The organism is Kribbella sp. NPDC050124 (genome assembly GCF_044460355.1).
Taxonomy (GTDB): domain Bacteria; phylum Actinomycetota; class Actinomycetes; order Propionibacteriales; family Kribbellaceae; genus Kribbella.
This window is the reverse complement of record NZ_JBITJU010000002.1, coordinates 121,271-135,685: the sequence shown is the minus strand read 5'-3', so window position 1 is coordinate 135,685 and position 14,415 is coordinate 121,271. Positions and strand designations below refer to the sequence as shown.

The 14,415-nt window shown below is 69.4% G+C and carries 13 protein-coding genes; 4 read left to right on the top strand and 9 right to left on the bottom strand.

Translation table 11 applies throughout. The annotated features are described in order from the left end of the window. The first annotated feature begins 88 nt into the window (after nucleotides 1-88). The 3 genes from ACIBL3_RS07535 to ACIBL3_RS07525 are packed head-to-tail and all read left to right on the top strand — an operon-like array spanning nucleotide 89 to nucleotide 1,445. The gene (locus ACIBL3_RS07535; RefSeq protein WP_396352436.1) at nucleotides 89-643 is read left to right on the top strand and encodes a cell division protein FtsK; all 555 of its coding nucleotides are present in this window, start codon (nucleotides 89-91) and stop codon (nucleotides 641-643) included. Beyond that, on the top strand, nucleotides 640-1,050 hold the full coding sequence (locus tag ACIBL3_RS07530) for a ferritin-like domain-containing protein (protein ID WP_396352435.1): 411 nt from the start codon (nucleotides 640-642) through the stop codon (nucleotides 1,048-1,050). Before ACIBL3_RS07535 ends, ACIBL3_RS07530 begins: the two co-directional genes overlap by 4 nt. Next, nucleotides 1,050-1,445 (top strand): YchJ family protein, encoded by a 396-nt coding sequence (locus tag ACIBL3_RS07525; RefSeq protein ID WP_396352434.1) that lies wholly within the window; start codon nucleotides 1,050-1,052, stop codon nucleotides 1,443-1,445. Before ACIBL3_RS07530 ends, ACIBL3_RS07525 begins: the two co-directional genes overlap by 1 nt. Here the strand turns inward: ACIBL3_RS07525 and ACIBL3_RS07520 are convergent. From ACIBL3_RS07520 to ACIBL3_RS07490, 7 genes are all read right to left on the bottom strand, one after another. Beyond that, nucleotides 1,417-2,817 carry an alkaline phosphatase PhoX gene (locus ACIBL3_RS07520; protein ID WP_396352433.1) on the bottom strand — a complete coding sequence of 467 codons (1,401 nt, stop codon included), beginning with the start codon at nucleotides 2,815-2,817 and terminating at the stop codon, nucleotides 1,417-1,419. The genes ACIBL3_RS07525 and ACIBL3_RS07520 overlap by 29 nt on opposite strands. Before the next feature lie 141 nt (nucleotides 2,818-2,958). Continuing rightward, the gene (locus ACIBL3_RS07515; RefSeq protein ID WP_396352432.1) at nucleotides 2,959-4,260 is read right to left on the bottom strand and encodes an ABC transporter substrate-binding protein; all 1,302 of its coding nucleotides are present in this window, start codon (nucleotides 4,258-4,260) and stop codon (nucleotides 2,959-2,961) included. 10 nt (nucleotides 4,261-4,270) lie between these two features. Continuing rightward, entirely contained in the window at nucleotides 4,271-5,374 is a 1,104-nt protein-coding gene (locus ACIBL3_RS07510) for a branched-chain amino acid ABC transporter permease (protein WP_396352431.1), read from the bottom strand. Continuing rightward, on the bottom strand, nucleotides 5,371-6,258 hold the full coding sequence (locus tag ACIBL3_RS07505) for a branched-chain amino acid ABC transporter permease (RefSeq protein ID WP_396352430.1): 888 nt from the start codon (nucleotides 6,256-6,258) through the stop codon (nucleotides 5,371-5,373). Before ACIBL3_RS07505 ends, ACIBL3_RS07510 begins: the two co-directional genes overlap by 4 nt. Further along, entirely contained in the window at nucleotides 6,255-8,087 is a 1,833-nt protein-coding gene (locus tag ACIBL3_RS07500) for an AMP-dependent synthetase/ligase (RefSeq protein ID WP_396352429.1), read from the bottom strand. Before ACIBL3_RS07500 ends, ACIBL3_RS07505 begins: the two co-directional genes overlap by 4 nt. After that, complete coding sequence (locus tag ACIBL3_RS07495; RefSeq protein ID WP_396352428.1) at nucleotides 8,084-8,908, bottom strand: ABC transporter ATP-binding protein; 825 nt, start codon at nucleotides 8,906-8,908, stop codon at nucleotides 8,084-8,086. The genes ACIBL3_RS07500 and ACIBL3_RS07495 overlap by 4 nt, the downstream gene beginning before the upstream one ends. Continuing rightward, a complete protein-coding gene (locus ACIBL3_RS07490; RefSeq protein ID WP_396352427.1) occupies nucleotides 8,905-9,690 on the bottom strand; it encodes an ABC transporter ATP-binding protein in 786 nt (261 codons plus the stop codon). Before ACIBL3_RS07490 ends, ACIBL3_RS07495 begins: the two co-directional genes overlap by 4 nt. 259 nt (nucleotides 9,691-9,949) lie before the next feature. Here ACIBL3_RS07490 and ACIBL3_RS07485 point away from each other — a divergent pair, with 259 nt between their 5' ends. Further along, a complete protein-coding gene (locus ACIBL3_RS07485; protein WP_396352426.1) occupies nucleotides 9,950-11,143 on the top strand; it encodes a cation:proton antiporter in 1,194 nt (397 codons plus the stop codon). Nucleotides 11,144-11,149: 6 nt separating this feature from the next. On the opposite strand, the gene ACIBL3_RS07480 is transcribed toward ACIBL3_RS07485, so the two are convergent. Next, on the bottom strand, nucleotides 11,150-13,045 hold the full coding sequence (locus ACIBL3_RS07480) for a glycoside hydrolase family 15 protein (protein WP_396352425.1): 1,896 nt from the start codon (nucleotides 13,043-13,045) through the stop codon (nucleotides 11,150-11,152). Continuing rightward, nucleotides 13,045-14,355 (bottom strand): NAD(P)/FAD-dependent oxidoreductase, encoded by a 1,311-nt coding sequence (locus ACIBL3_RS07475; RefSeq protein ID WP_396352424.1) that lies wholly within the window; start codon nucleotides 14,353-14,355, stop codon nucleotides 13,045-13,047. The genes ACIBL3_RS07480 and ACIBL3_RS07475 overlap by 1 nt, the downstream gene beginning before the upstream one ends. Nucleotides 14,356-14,415: the final 60 nt, after the last annotated feature.

Genomic DNA, 14,415 nt, shown 5'->3' with positions numbered 1-14,415 from the left:
TAGCCCACCATATCCGGCCCGCGACGATCTGCATGTCACCGCCTCGTCCCAGGCCGGTCAACGGCCCGTCACCGGGTATCGTTCCGCCGTGCCGAACGAACCTGTCCGCCTGTCGCGCCGGGCCGCCCTGACGACCGCCGCCCTGCTTCCGGGCGCCGTCGTCCTGACTGCCTGCGACGACAACCCGAGCGGTTCCGGTACGCCGGGCGCCGTGAACGACTCGAAATCGGGTCAGCCTGCCGAGGAGACACCCAGCACCGATCCGGTGGTCGTCGCGGCACTCAGCGCGGCGGCCGCCCAGGTGACTCAATTGTCGCTCCGCTACTCAACAATCACCCGGAAATTTCCTGCGGTCCGCACGCAACTCGCGGCGGGCGCGAAGTACCACGCCGCCCACCTGACCCGGCTCAAGGAGACCGCGGGCGTGCAAGCGGCCGCCGCAGGCACGGCGCCGGTCCTCCCGAGTACGTCGGCAGCCGCGCTGGCGGACCTGGCGAAGCGCGAGAAGGCCGCCGCGGTCGCGCACGCCGCCGCAGCCGCCAAGCTGGCCGGAGCGCCCGCTCGGCTGCTCGCGATGATCGCCGCAGCCGAGACCCAGCTGGCCATCACGCTCACCCCGAAGAAGAAGGGCGACAAGGAGTGAACGAGGTCGAGGCACTCCAGGCAGCGCTCGCCGGTGAGCACGCAGCCATGTACGGCGTGGGCGTTGCCGGCGGCAAGCTGAGTGGTGCCCGCTTCCGGGCGGCGACCGACACGTACGAGCAGCACCGGCGCAACCGCGACCGCCTGTCCCAGCTGGTGGTCGCAGCCGGCGAGACCCCAGTCGCCGCCGAGGCGGCGTACGACCTGCCGCAGGCGGTCTCCAACGCGGCGACCGCCTCAGCGCTCGTACTGCTGATCGAGCGCCGACTGGCAGCCGTGTACGGCGACCTCGTCGAAGCGGCCGAGCAACCGGCAGTCCGCGCCTTCGCGATCCAGAGCCTGCTGACCACCGCGAGCGCCCAGCTCGCCTGGGGCGGAGCGCCGGTCGCCTTCCCCGGCGACGCCTGATGGCCATTCGCACCACGCCCTGTCCGTGCGGGCTCGACGCCTCGTACGCCGACTGCTGCGGCCGCCTCCACCAAGGTGGTACGGCGACGACCGCCGAGCAGCTCATGCGCTCGCGCTACTCGGCCTTCGTCGTCGGCGACACGGCGTACCTGCTCCGCACCTGGTCGGCCGCGACCCGTCCAGCCGAGCTCCAGCTGGATGAGGACATCCGCTGGACGGGTCTCGAGATCCTCGGCAGCACCGGCGGCAGCCCGTTCCACACCGAAGGCACCGTCGAGTTCCGGGCCAGTTACCGGCTCGGAAGCCGAACCGGTAACCAGCAGGAGAACAGCCGCTTCGTTCGCGAGGACGGCGCCTGGGTCTACGTCACCTCCGTCGACGCCACGGGCCGGTGATCGCGTACGTGATCCCCGGCGTGTAGACGTTGAAGAACATCGTCCGGCCGTCGGCGGAGAAGCCGGCGCCGGCCAGCTCACCGAACTCCGGGTCCTCCGGCGTGCCGTTGTTCACCCGGTTGCGGGCGAACTTGAACACCTCGCCGTCCTCGGTGGTGCCGAGGATGTGCTGCTCGCCGAGGCCGTCCTCGCACATCATCAGGCCGCCGTACGGCGACATCGTGATGTTGTCCGGGGCATCGAACTCCGGGTCGTCGGAGCCCGGCGACGGCCGGGTGAAGATCACCTCGAGGCGCAGCGTGTGCTTGCGCGGGTCGTACCGCCAGACCTGGCCGTCGTGGTTCACCTTCGGGCCGAGCTCGGTCCGGGCGAACGACGAGACGAAGTACACGCACCGGTCCCGGGTGCCCCACCAGCAGCCTTCCAGCTTGTAGCCGCCGGTGATCGGCTTGCCGTAGTCCTGTGCGCGGACCGACTGCGTGGTCGCCAGCGGGTCCGGCACCTTGAGCCACTGCACGCCGCCGAACTCCGAGCCCGCCTCCTGGACCACGGACAGGTCCGGGAGGTCCGGGATGTACATCGCCTGCAGTTCCCCGCCCGCCCGCAGCGAACCCCATCCACCGCGCGGACGGTTCGGGAGGAACCGGTAGAAGCCGCCGAGCGGCGCGACGAACGCGTCCTCGGTCTCGTAGACGATGCCGGTCGCCGGATCGATCGCGACCGCCTCGTGCTGGAACCGGCCCATCGCCTTCAGCGGCGTCGGGTCGACGTTGCGGCGGTCGTCGTACGGGTCGACCTCGAAGATGAAGCCGTGGTCCTTGGTGTAGCCGGTGGTGCCGGCCTTGGCCTCGGTCTCCTCACAGGTCAGCCAGGTGCGCCACGGCGTGATGCCGCCGGAGCAGTTGATCGCGGTCCCGCCGAGGCTGACGAACTCCTTGCCGGTGTGGTTGTGCCGGTCCACCACCAGCGTGCTGGTGCCGCCCGCACCGCCCGGGTCGTAGGTGCGCTCCGGCGGCGCGACCACCTTGATCGTGGCGGTCGGGCTGCACTCGTGGTTGCGGACCAGGCGCGAGCCGCCGTCCCGGTCCGGGAACGCGCCCATGCCGTCGAACCGGCTCGGCGTCTTGAGACCGTCGGGACGGACGGTGCCCTCGCGGGACAGGATCTTGTAGCTGAACCCGCGGGGCAGGTCGAGCATGCCGTTCGGGTCCTCGATCAGCGGGCCGTAGCCGATCTTCGGGCCGGACGTGCCGAGCGCCGGCTGGGCGGTGTAGAGCGCCTCGACGGAGCCCGCGACGCTGACCGCGACACCCGCCGCGGCCGCTCGGGCGACGAACTGCCGCCGGGACAGGGGATTGTGCTCAACGGACACGGTGGGTGGCCTCCTCGTGAGCGGAAAGGATCTGCCGAACAGAGATGAACGTACGGTGAACGACAGACAACGACAAGGCGAACCGCGTGCCGTGGCACCCGCGACTTCCCTGGGGCCGCGGGTGCCACGAACTTCAACTAACTACTGGTAACAGGGCTTGGTGAACTCGTGCGCCGTCGCGGTCTTGCCGGTGAAGAAGTCCCGCTCCACCGTGACACCGGTCGGCGCCGACGGATCCACCTTGGAGATGATGCTGGCCCGGAACACCCGGTCGTTCGGCTCGCCGTTGAACCGGCCCGCCTCGGCCGGCAGCATCCCCTCGTAGTCCACCGTCTCCAGCGACTTCACCGCGTTCAGCAGCCCCGCCCGGGTGAGGTCCTTGGCGTCGACCGCCTTCTGCAGCGCGGCCCTCAAGGGGTACGACCAGACCCAGCCGGCCGTGTAACCGTCGTTCGGCGCCGCCCGGAACGTCGCCTGGTCGATCGACTCGGCCAGCGCCTTGTGCCCCGGCGTGTTCGCGCCGTACGGCGCCCACGGCCCGGACTGCCGGTAGAGCGCAAGCAGCGCGGGTGCAGCCGGGCTCTTCAGCAGGGCCGGGTTCCAGGTCGGGCTGGTGCCGATGAACTGGCCCTTGAACCCGTTCTGCGCGGCCCCGCCGACGATCGTCGCCGCCTCGGTCGGTCCGGTGGTCAGGATGACCAGGTCCGGCTTGGCCGCGACCAGCTTCTGGATCGCCGCGCCCTGGTTCTCCTGCCCGGGTGCGGTCGGGATGTCGGTGAACGCCAGCCCGTTGGCCTCGGCCGCGAGCTTCGTCCCGGCCGCGGCGTCGTCACCGTAGTCGCCCGGGAAGTGCACCGCGGCGACGCTCTTCGGCTTGAACGTCTCGACCGCGAAGTCGACCGAGTTCATCGACTCGAAGCAGTAGTTCGTGCCGGACTCCAGGATGACGTCCTCGAACGCCCACGCCGACGTCCAGGACGCCGGTACGCCGACCATGCCGGTGGACTTGAGGTCGCCCAGGATCGCCGCGGTGGTCGGCGAGCCGAGGGTCTGGGCCAACCCGAGCACGTCCGGCTTGATCTCGGCGTACACCTCGTTGTGGATCTGCGGGTTGTACTTGTTGTCCTTGGTGTACTTGGTCACGTCGACCTCGAAGGCGCCGATGCCGCCGGCCTCGTTGACCCGCTTCCAGAACGCCTTCTGGCTCTCGGTGATCGGGACCCCGAGCGCCTTGAACGGGCCCTCGGTCAGATCCGAGATCGAGCCGAGGTAGATGCAGCCCTTGGACGTGTCGACGGCCTGCGGGCACGCCTCGGAGGTGACCCCGACGTCGAACTTGACCCCCGAGCTGCCCTGCTGGGCTTCCGGGGCGTCGTTGCGGCACCCCGCGACCAACACCAGTGCCGCCACGACGGCGACGGCGATACCCCTGTGCACGCTCATCGTTACTCCTTCAGTGCGAGAACGGCCACGCCTTCCAGTAGGTGCGGACTCTGATCCAGATCCCGAACAGCCCCCGCGGCTCGAAGATCAGGAAGCCGATGATCAACAGGCCGTAGAGGATCGTCTCGACCTGGAACACGGTGATGCCCCCGGCCGTGGAGCTGGCGCTGACGAACGGCAGCACGGCCGGGAGCTCGCGGGTGACCCGCGGCAGCAGGGTGATGAACAGCGCGCCGAGCACCGACCCGGAGATCGTCGCGACACCGCCGATCAGCACCATCGCGATGTACTGCACCGACATGCCGAGGTTGAACGACCCCGGCTCGACGAAGCCGATCATCACGTACAGCAGCGCGCCCGCGACGCCGGCGTAGAACGACGACACCGCGAACGCGATCATCTTGTACCGGGTCACGTCGACGCCGATCACCTCGGCGGCCAGGTCCCGGTCCCGGACGGCGGCCAGCGCGCGGCCGATCCGGGACCGGACCAGGTTCCGGGCCAGCACGCCGAAGATCACCAGCAGCACGAGCATCAGCAGGTACAGCTTCTGCGCCTTGGTGAAGGTCGCGCCGTCCACCGCGAAGTCGAACCCGAACAACTCCGGTACGGCGGCCGGCCGCCCGACCCCGACTCCCCCGGTCAGCTCCCGCCAGTGCTTGAAGATGTGCTCCCCGATGAACACCAATCCGAGCGTCACCACGGCCAGGTACAGCCCACGCAACCGGGCCGCGAGCGGCGCCACGATCAACCCGGCCAACCCGGCGACCAGCCCCGCCGCGAGCAACCAGATCGGCAGCGAGGTGATGCCGAACCCGATCAGCCGGGTGCTGTCCGGGTCACCCGACAACGCCGCCGCGGTGTAGGCCCCGATCCCCAGGAAGAACGCATGACCGAGCGAGACCTGGCCGCCGTACCCGGTGACGATGTTCAGCCCGATCGCCCCGATCGACGCGGCACACGCAGTCGCCAGTACGACGAGGAGGTCGTCGGTCAGCAGGAACGGCAACGACACCGCGAGGACCGCCAGCACCAGCGTCCACACCCGCTTCGCCGGCGTGTTCAGCAACGCCATGTCCTGCTTGTAGGACAGGTAGAGCAGCGGCCGGCTCATATCCGCTCGACCTCTCTGGTGCCGAACAGGCCGTACGGTTTGACCAGCAGGACGAGCAGCATCAGCAGGTACGGGACGACCAGGAAGAAGTCGCCGCCGAACACGGGATGCAGGTTGTCGCCGTAGCTGCCGACGAGTGCCTCGACCACGCCGATCGAGAGGCCCGCGATCACGGCGCCGCCGAGGGAGTCGAGGCCGCCGAGGATGATCACCGGCAGCGCCTTCAGCGCCGTCAGCCAGAGGTTCTGCTCGAGCCCGATCCCGGTCGACAGGAAGATCCCGGCCAGTCCGGCGAGGGCCGCCGCGAGCGCCCAGGACAGCGAGAACACGCGTCCGACCGACACTCCCTGCGCGAGCGCAACCTCCTGGTCCGACGACGCCGCCCGCATCGCCAGCCCGGTCCGCGACCAGCGGTAGAACGCGAACAACGCGCCCACCACGATCAGCGTCGTCACCAGCGTGGCCAGGTGCCGCTGGTCGATCTTGGCCCCGAGTACGTCGACCTGCTGCAGGCCCCACGGGTCACCCATCTGGCGGATGTCCAAGCCGATGAACGAGTTCACCACCGTCCGGATCACGATGTCGACGCCGAGTGTGATGATCGCGATCACGAACACCGGCTTGCCGATCATCGGCCGCAGCGCCACCCGTTCCACGCCGACGCCGAGCAGCGCGGTCAGCAGCAGCGCGATCCCGACGGCGGCGAAGAAGTTCAGCTCCAGCACCAGGTACCCGACCAGCAACGCACCGGTCATCATGAACGCCGGCTGGGCGAAGCTGATCACCCGCATCGACTTGTAGACGATCACGAAGCCGAGCGCGAGCAGCGCGTAGATCGACCCCTGGCCGAGACCGCGGACGACGGTGGCGACGAACTCGTTCATCTCGCACCCCCGGCGTACATCGCGTCGACCAGGCCGGAGAACGTGTCCGCGACCGCCTTGCGCTTCACCTTCTGGGTCGCGGTCAGCTCGCCGTCCTCGTGGTCCAGCAGCTTCGGCAGCAGCCGGAACGACCGCACCTGCTCGACGCTGGCGAACCGCGCGTTGACCTCGTCCACGACGCCCTGGACCAGCGCGACCACCTCGGGTTTCGCGGACAGGTCGCCGTACGTCGAGTAGGGCAGCCGGTGCAGCTGGGCCCAGTGGCCGACGGTGTCCGGCTCGATCCCGATCAGGGCGGCCAGGAACTTGCGCCGGTCGCCGATCACCACCGCTTCCTTGATGTACGGCGACGCCTTGAGCGCGTTCTCGATCTCCGACGGCGCGACGTTCTTGCCGCCCGCGGTGATGATGATGTCCTTCATCCGGTCGGTGATCCGCAGGTGCGTGCCGTCGACCCACTCCCCCACGTCACCGGTGTGCAGCCAGCCGTCCGCGTCGATCACCTTCGCGGTCGCCTCGGGGTCTCGCCAGTAGCCGGCGAAGGTGCCGGGATGCCGGGTGAGGATCTCGCCGGTGAGCTCGTCGACCTTCACCTCGACGCCTTGGTGCGGCTCTCCGACGGTGCCGACCTTGACCCGTCCGGGACGGTTGGCGGTCGCGACGGCGGTGTTCTCGGTCATGCCGTAGACCTCGTGCATCGGCAGGCCGAGCCCCATGAAGAACCGCAGGACCTCCGGCGCGATCGGCGCCGCCCCGGAGGCGGCGTACCGGACCTTGCGCAAGCCGACCCGGTCTTTCAGTGCGCGGTAGCAGAACAACCAGCCGATCGCGTAGACCGCTTTGGAGGCAGGGGTGTGCCGTCCTTCGTTGGCCGCGAGGACGCTGCCGATCCAGTCGGCACGGCGGAGCCAGTAGCCGCCGATCAGGCGCTTGACCGGGTCCGCGGACTCGATCCGGATCTGGACGCCGGCCGCGATCTTCTCCCAGATCCGCGGGACGCCGAACAGGATGCTCGGCTGCACCTCGTGCAGGTTGGTCGCGACGGTCTCGATCGACTCGGCGAAGTGCACGCAGACCCCGGCACCGGCGCCGAACCAGCCGCTGAAGATCCGCTCGGCGACGTGACACAGCGGCAGGTAGGACAGCACGCTGTCGCGCGGTGACGGCGGCGGTGCGGTGAAGCCGCCGCGCTCGACCAGCTCCTGGATCGCGAAGTCGACGTTCGCTGCGGTCAGCATCACGCCCTTCGGTGGGCCGGTGGTGCCAGAGGTGTAGATCAGCGTGACCACGTCGCCGGCTTGTGCCGCTTCCATGCGTTGCGTGACGGCGTCCGGGTTCGCCTCGCGGTGCTCGTGGCCGATGGCAAGGAAGTCGGGCCAGGCGATCAGCCGCGGGTCGTCGTACCGGTGCCGGATGCCGCGTGGTTCGACGTACACGATGTGCTCGAGGTCAGGCAGGTCGTCGATCGCGAGCGCCTTGTCGACCTGCTCCTGATCCTCGGCGATCAGCACCTTGGCGCCCGAGTGCCGCAGCAGGTAGCCGACCTCCGCGACCGGGTTGGTCGGGTAGAGACCGACGGTGGCAGCCCGTACGGCGACCGTGCCGACGTCGGTGTAGAGCCACTCGCGACGGTTCTCCGAGTGGATCGCGACCCGGTCCCCCGGCTCGATGCCGAGGGCAAGCAAGGCGTGGCCGACCAGCGCGGCGGTGTCCCAGTACTCCTCCCAGCTGACCTGCTGCCAGATGCCCAGATCCTTTTCCCGCAAGGCGATCACGTGCGGAGTGGTCCGCGCCCGGTCCCAGATCCGTGTGGCGATGGTGGCGGTCATGGCCGGTCCACTTGGTGCTCTTCGCCGAGGTAGGCGCGGACCACCTCGGGGTCGGTCGCGACCTCCTGCGGGGTCCCGGTGCGGATCGGCCTGCCGAAGTCGATCGCCATGATCCGGTCGGCGAGGTCCATCACCAGGCCCATGTCGTGCTCGACCATGATCATCGGCAGGCCCAGCTCCTCGCGGATGTCGAGGATGAACCGGGCCATGTCCTCGGTCTCCTCCAGGTTCATCCCGGCGACCGGCTCGTCCAGTAGCAACAGCTTCGGCTCGGAGGCGAGTGCCCGGCCGAGCTCGACCCGCTTCTGGACGCCGTACGGGAGCAGGCCGACCGGGAGCCGCCGCCACTGCGCGAGCTCGAGGAAGTCGACGATCTCCTCGACGGCCCGGCGGTTCGCGCGCTCGCTGCGGCGGGCCTTGCCGATCCACGCGAACGCGGCGAGGACGCCGTACGGGTGATGGTGGTACCGGCCGAGCATGAGGTTGTCGAGCACGGTCAGGTTCGAGAACAGCTCGATGTTCTGGAAGGTACGGGCGAGACCGAGTCGGGCGATCGCGTGCGGACGGCGGCCGATCAGGTCGTGGTCGCCGAAGCGGACCGTTCCGCGCTGTGGCCGATAGACACCGGAGAGCACGTTGAAGATCGAGGTCTTACCGGCGCCGTTCGGGCCGATCACGGCGAACAGTTCGCCGGGGTTCACGGTGAAGCTCACGCCGTTCAGGGCGGTCACCCCGTCGAAGGTGAGGACGACGTCGGCGAAGCTGAGCACCGGCGTGGATGCTTGGGTGGTCTCGCTCTGCCGCGCCTCCGTCGCGGTCATGACAGCCACCGCTTCCGGCGCCGGTAGTGTTTCACGTCGCGGAACGACTTCGCCGTACCCTCCGCGCCGAGACCGAGGTAGAACTCCCGGACGTCGCCGTCCGCGAGCAGTTCCGCCGCGGGCTTGTCCATCACCATCGCGCCGTTCTCCAGCACGTAGCCGTGCTCGGCGATCGACAACGCCATCGCCGCGTTCTGCTCGACCAGCAGGACCGTGGTCCCCTGCTGGTTGATCTGCACGATCACGTCCCGGATCTGCCGGACGATCATCGGCGCCAGGCCGAGGCTCGGCTCGTCCAGCAGCAGGTACTTCGGGTCGGACATGAGCGCCCGGCCGATCGCCAGCATCTGCTGCTCGCCACCGGACAGGTAGCCGGCCAACGCGCGGCGCCGGTCGGCCAGCACCGGGAACAGCTGGTACGTCCGGTCCAGGTTGCGCCGGATCGAGCGCGGGCTGACGTGACCGCCGATCCGGAGGTTCTCCTCGACGGTCAGGTCGGCCAGGATCCGCCGGCCCTCCATCACCTGCTTGATCCCCAGGGCGGCGATCCGGCTGGCGCCGTAGGTGTGGATCGGCTCCCCGTCGAGCGTGATCGAGCCGCGCCGTACCTCGCCCTCGTGCACGTCGAGCAGGCCGGACAACGCGCGCAGCAGCGTCGACTTGCCGGCCCCGTTCGCCCCCAGCAGGGCGACGATCCGTCCCTGCGGGACCTCGAGACCGACGCCCCGCAGCACCAGCATCACGTCGTCGTAGACGACCTCGAGGTTCTTCGCCGCCAGCACCCGGCCTCCTCAGTGCCTGGAGGTTCCCAACCACCGTCCTGGCGAGTGAGTGTGACACCGCGACTGCCGACTTTGAAGTCCTCGCAGCCCGAAAATCGGACACCGGCACCCAACCGTGATCCCTGGTCAGGGGTAAAACCAGCTATGGCACTGGTATCAGAGTAGTCGGTCCCGCTGCGCGGTCATCAGGTCGCGATCCGGCGGCGATCGTCCTGGCTGGGGGAGGTTTCCGGCGCCGGCCGGCCGTCAGGCTGGCGGGATGAGCACCGAACTCGGTCGGGGACTGACCAGCCTCTTCGTGGTCGCGCTGGTGGCCGCGCTGACACCCGTGTTCGTCGGGCTGTTCGGCCGGTTCCGGATTCCCCAGGTGGTGGTACTCATTCTCGGCGGGGTGGTGGTCGGGCCGGAGATGCTGGACCTGGCTGACCCGGAGAGCATCGAGCTGCTCGCAAATGTCGGACTCGGGTTCCTGTTCCTGCTGGCGGGCTACGAGCTCGACCTGGCGGTCTTCCGGCAGCGAGCCGGCAAGCTCGCGGTCGTCGGCTGGCTAGTCACCGCGACCCTGGCCGTCGCGGTCGTCGCGACGCTCGCTGCGCTGGGAGTTGTGCGGGCGTTCGTGCCGGTCGCGCTCGCACTGACGACGACGGCGCTCGGAACGCTGTTGCCGATCCTGCGGGACCACAACATGCTGCGCGGGTCGTTCGGCTCCTACGTGCTGGCCGCCGGGGCGGTCGGGGAGTTCCTGCCGATCGTGGCGATCGCGATCTTCCTCGGGTCGCACGGCCGGTTCATCGGGCTCATCTCGCTGGTCGCGATGGGCGTCCTCGGGCTGCTGCTGAGCCTGGCCCCCAGGCTGGGGCGCGGCGGCAGGGTCGCGCGGATCCTGTCCGAGGGGCAGCACGCGACCTCACAGACGACGCTGCGGTGGACGGTCGCGATGTTGTTGCTGCTGCTCGTCGTCGCCGACAACTTCGGGCTCGACGTCGTGCTGGGCGCCTTCGTGGCCGGCGTCGTCCTGCGCCGCTGGGCACCCGGGGACGGCGAGGCTCTGGACCACAAGCTCGATGCCATCGGGTATGGCTTCTTCATCCCCATCTTCTTCGTGTCGTCGGGGATGAGTCTCGACCTCCAGTCGATCCTCGAGGCACCTGCGCGCCTGTTCCTGTTGTTCGTGCTGCTGCTCGTCGTACGCGGTCTGCCGACGCTGCTGGTGTACCGATCCGCGCTCCCCTGGCCGCGACGCCTCGAGCTCACGTTCGTGGTGTCGACGGCCTTGCCGTTGCTCGTCGCCCTCAGCGAGATCGGGCTCGAGACCGGCCACATGCTGCCCGAGAACGCCGCCGCGCTCGTGGGTGCGGGCGTGCTGTCGGTCCTGGTGTACCCGGCGATCGCGGTCGCCATCGACACCCGGCTCGCCCGCACCCGCGACGCGGTCGACGAAACCCGTCCCTGACGCCGATCAGGTCGCCACCGCATCCGCCCGGCGGCGCGCGGCCGCGACGTCCATCACGACGTGGTTTCCGGCAGCCTTCGCCTGGTCCAGCGCCGCGTCGAGGGTGATCGCCGCGTCGATCAGCGCCAGGTGGGTAAAGGCCTGCGGGAAGTTGCCGAGCTGCTCACCGGTCAAGCCGATCTCCTCCGAGTACAGCCCCACGTGGTTGGCGTAGGTGAGCATCTTCTCGAAGATGAGCCGTGCCTCCTCCAGCCGGCCCGCCCGGGCCAGGGCGTCGACGTAGCTGAAGGTGCACAGTGAGAACGTTCCTTCGTCGCCCGCGAGTCCGTCCGGCGAGGCGGCCGGGTCGTAGCGGTAGACCAGGCTGTCGACGACGAGCTCGGCCGCCATCGCGTCCAGCGTGGACCGCCACATCGGGTCGTTCGGCGTGATCATCCCGACCGTTGCCATCCGCAACATCGACGAGTCGAGGACGATGTCGTCGTAGTGCTGCACGAAGGCGCCGGTCTTCTCGTTCCAGCCGCGGTGCATGACCTGGTGGTAGACCGCGTCCCGGCTGTGCTCCCAGCGGTCCAGCGCCGCCGGCCGGCCGTGCTTCGCGGCCAGCCGGATGGCCCGGTCGAAGGCGACCCAGCTCATCACCCGGCCGTAGGTGAAGTCCTGCTGCCCGCCACGGGTCTCCCAGATACCTTCGTCCGGAAGGTCCCAGTGGTCGGTCAGCCAGTCGACGATGCCACGCAGCGCGATCCAGCCGTGGTGATCGAGCTCGATGCCGTGCTCGTCGGCGAAATAGATGCTGTCCAGCGCCTCACCGAAGATGTCCATCTGCCGCTGGCCCGAGGCGCCGTTGCCGATCCGCACCGGGCGGGACCCGCGGTACCCGTCGAGGTGGTCCAGGGACTCCTCGGTCAGGTCGGTCGAACCGTCCACGCGGTACATGATGTTGAGCGGACCGCTCGGCCCCGTGGCCTTCTCGTGCACCCGGTCCCGCAGCCAGGCGCAGAACTCGGCCGCCTCCTGGGTGAAGCCCATTCCGAGCAGTGCGTACACGGAGAACGACGCATCCCGCACCCAGGTGTAGCGGTAGTCCCAGTTGCGCTCACCACCGACCTGCTCGGGCAGTCCGGCGGTGGGCGCGGCAATCAGCGCGCCGGTCGGCGCATAGGTCATCAGCTTCAGGGTGATCGCCGAGCGCTGCAGCATCTCTCGCCAGCGGCCGGTGTACGTCGACGTGGACAGCCAGTCGCGCCAGAAGTTCACCGCGTCGTCGAACATCGCGGTGAACTCCGCGACCCTGATCTCCCGCGGTGGCCCGTCGGCCGCCGACTCCAGCACGATCCCCCGGGTCTGCCCGGCCGTCATCTCGATGTCGACGTGGATGTCGCCGTCGTCGGCCCGGGCCTGCGCCAGCCGCTCGTCATCAGGCTCGCGGACGATGTGCACGGTCAGACTCAGGTCGTCGGTCACGAAGACGGCGCCCGGACCTACCACCTGCAGCTCGTGCGGCTTGCGGCCGTAGTCGAACCGGGGCCGGATGTCCACCTCGAACTTGATCCGCCCGCGGACACAGCGAACCATCCGCATGATCTGGTGGTTGGCCGTGGGCTGCTTGCCGCTCGGCGGCATGAAGTCGATGACCTCGCCCACGCCATCCTTGGTCAGGAACCGGGTGATCAGAATCGCGGTGTCCGGGAAGTACAGCTGCCGGCTCGTGACGTCGGCGCCGACCGCGCGGGCCCGGAAGAAGCCACCGCGCTCCTGGTCGAGCAACGCGCCGAAAACGCTCGGCGAGTCGAACCTCGGGCAGCAGTACCAGTCGATCGACCCGTCGGTGGACACCAGCGCGGCGGTCTGCAGGTCGCCGATCAGTCCGTGGTCGGCGATGGGTGGGTACTCAGGCATCAGGGATCGTCTCCTGTTCGGTTGCGGTAGAGATCGGCGCCACCGGGCGCGACCTGCTGCATCGTGAAGGCTCGTTCGCGCCGGGTCTCCCGGCTGAAGGCGATCGCCCAGCTGAGCACCGCCCCGAAGCGGTTGCGGAACCCGGTCAGGAAGGCGATGTGGATGCCGAGCCAGGCCAGCCAGCCGATCCTGCCGCTGAGGCGGACCGGACCGACCTCGACGACCGCCTGACCGCGCGCGATGTACGCCGCGGAACCCAGGTCGCGGTACCGGAACGGCTTCGGCGGATCGGTCCGCCCGTCCACCTCGTTCCGGATCCGCTTCGCCGCGTAGTAGCCGGTCTGCATCGCCACCTCGCCGACACCGGGCAGGTCGTCGAGGCTCATCACGTCGCCGACCACCGAGATCTCCGGGTGACCAGGCAGGGTGAGGTCCGGTTCGACCTTGATCCGCCCGGCGCGGTCCTGCTCCGCGCCGGCCGCCTTGGCGAGCACGTCGGCGACCGGCGGCGCCGACACGCCGGCGGCCCACAGCACAGTTCCCACGTCGTACGGCGTGTGCACACCGTCGCGCCCGCGGACCACCAGCCCGTTCTGGTTCACGTCGGTGACGATCGACCCCAGGTGGAGCTCGACGCCGAGGTCGGTCAGCGCGGCAGCCGCCTTGGCGGACAGCTTCGGGCCGAACGGCGCGAGCGGCGCGTCGCCACCGTCGAAGAGCAGCACCTTGGCCTCGGTGGGATCGAAGTCCTGGAACTGCCTGCTCAGCGTCGACGTGGCGAGCTCACGGATCTGCCCGGCCAGCTCGACACCCGTCGGCCCGGCGCCGACCAGCGCGAACGACAGCCACCGCCGGCGCTCCGCGGGGTCGGTGGCCGACTGGGCCATCTCGAAGGCGCCGAAGATCCGGCGCCGGATCAGCAAGGCGTCGGCCAGCGTCTTCATCCCGGGTGCGAACCTGGCGAACTCGTCGTGCCCGAAGTACGACTGCCGGACGCCCGCGGCCAGGATCAGGTCGTCGTACGGGAACTCGATGTCGCCGCCGGTCGGCCGGGTCGCGTGCACGACGCGGGCCTCGACGTCGACACCGGTGACCTCGGCGAGCACGCACTCGATGTTGTGGTGCCGGCGCAGGATCGCCCGCAGCGGCACGGCGATTTGCCCTTCGGACAGCATCCCGGTCGCGCACTGGTACAGCAGCGGCTGGAACAGGTGGTGCGCCGCGCGGTCGACGATGGTGACCTGCACGGGTCGCCGCCGGAACGCGCGCGCCGCGAACAGCCCGGCGAAGCCTCCCCCCACGATCACCACCCGGCGAGGCTCCGACCGATCCGCTGCACCGCCCCTGGTTCGCAGTCTCATCGATCCGCC

Bases quoted from the DNA above. Each gene is read 5' to 3' on its own strand.
- ACIBL3_RS07525 (WP_396352434.1), top strand. From the start codon at position 1,050: ATGGCCATTCGCACCACGCCCTGTCCGTGCGGGCTCGACGCCTCGTAC.
- ACIBL3_RS07515 (WP_396352432.1), bottom strand. From the start codon at position 4,260: ATGAGCGTGCACAGGGGTATCGCCGTCGCCGTCGTGGCGGCACTGGTG.
- ACIBL3_RS07510 (WP_396352431.1), bottom strand. From the start codon at position 5,374: ATGAGCCGGCCGCTGCTCTACCTGTCCTACAAGCAGGACATGGCGTTG.
- ACIBL3_RS07505 (WP_396352430.1), bottom strand. From the start codon at position 6,258: ATGAACGAGTTCGTCGCCACCGTCGTCCGCGGTCTCGGCCAGGGGTCG.
- ACIBL3_RS07500 (WP_396352429.1), bottom strand. From the start codon at position 8,087: ATGACCGCCACCATCGCCACACGGATCTGGGACCGGGCGCGGACCACT.
- ACIBL3_RS07495 (WP_396352428.1), bottom strand. From the start codon at position 8,908: ATGACCGCGACGGAGGCGCGGCAGAGCGAGACCACCCAAGCATCCACG.
- ACIBL3_RS07485 (WP_396352426.1), top strand. From the start codon at position 9,950: ATGAGCACCGAACTCGGTCGGGGACTGACCAGCCTCTTCGTGGTCGCG.
- ACIBL3_RS07480 (WP_396352425.1), bottom strand. From the start codon at position 13,045: ATGCCTGAGTACCCACCCATCGCCGACCACGGACTGATCGGCGACCTG.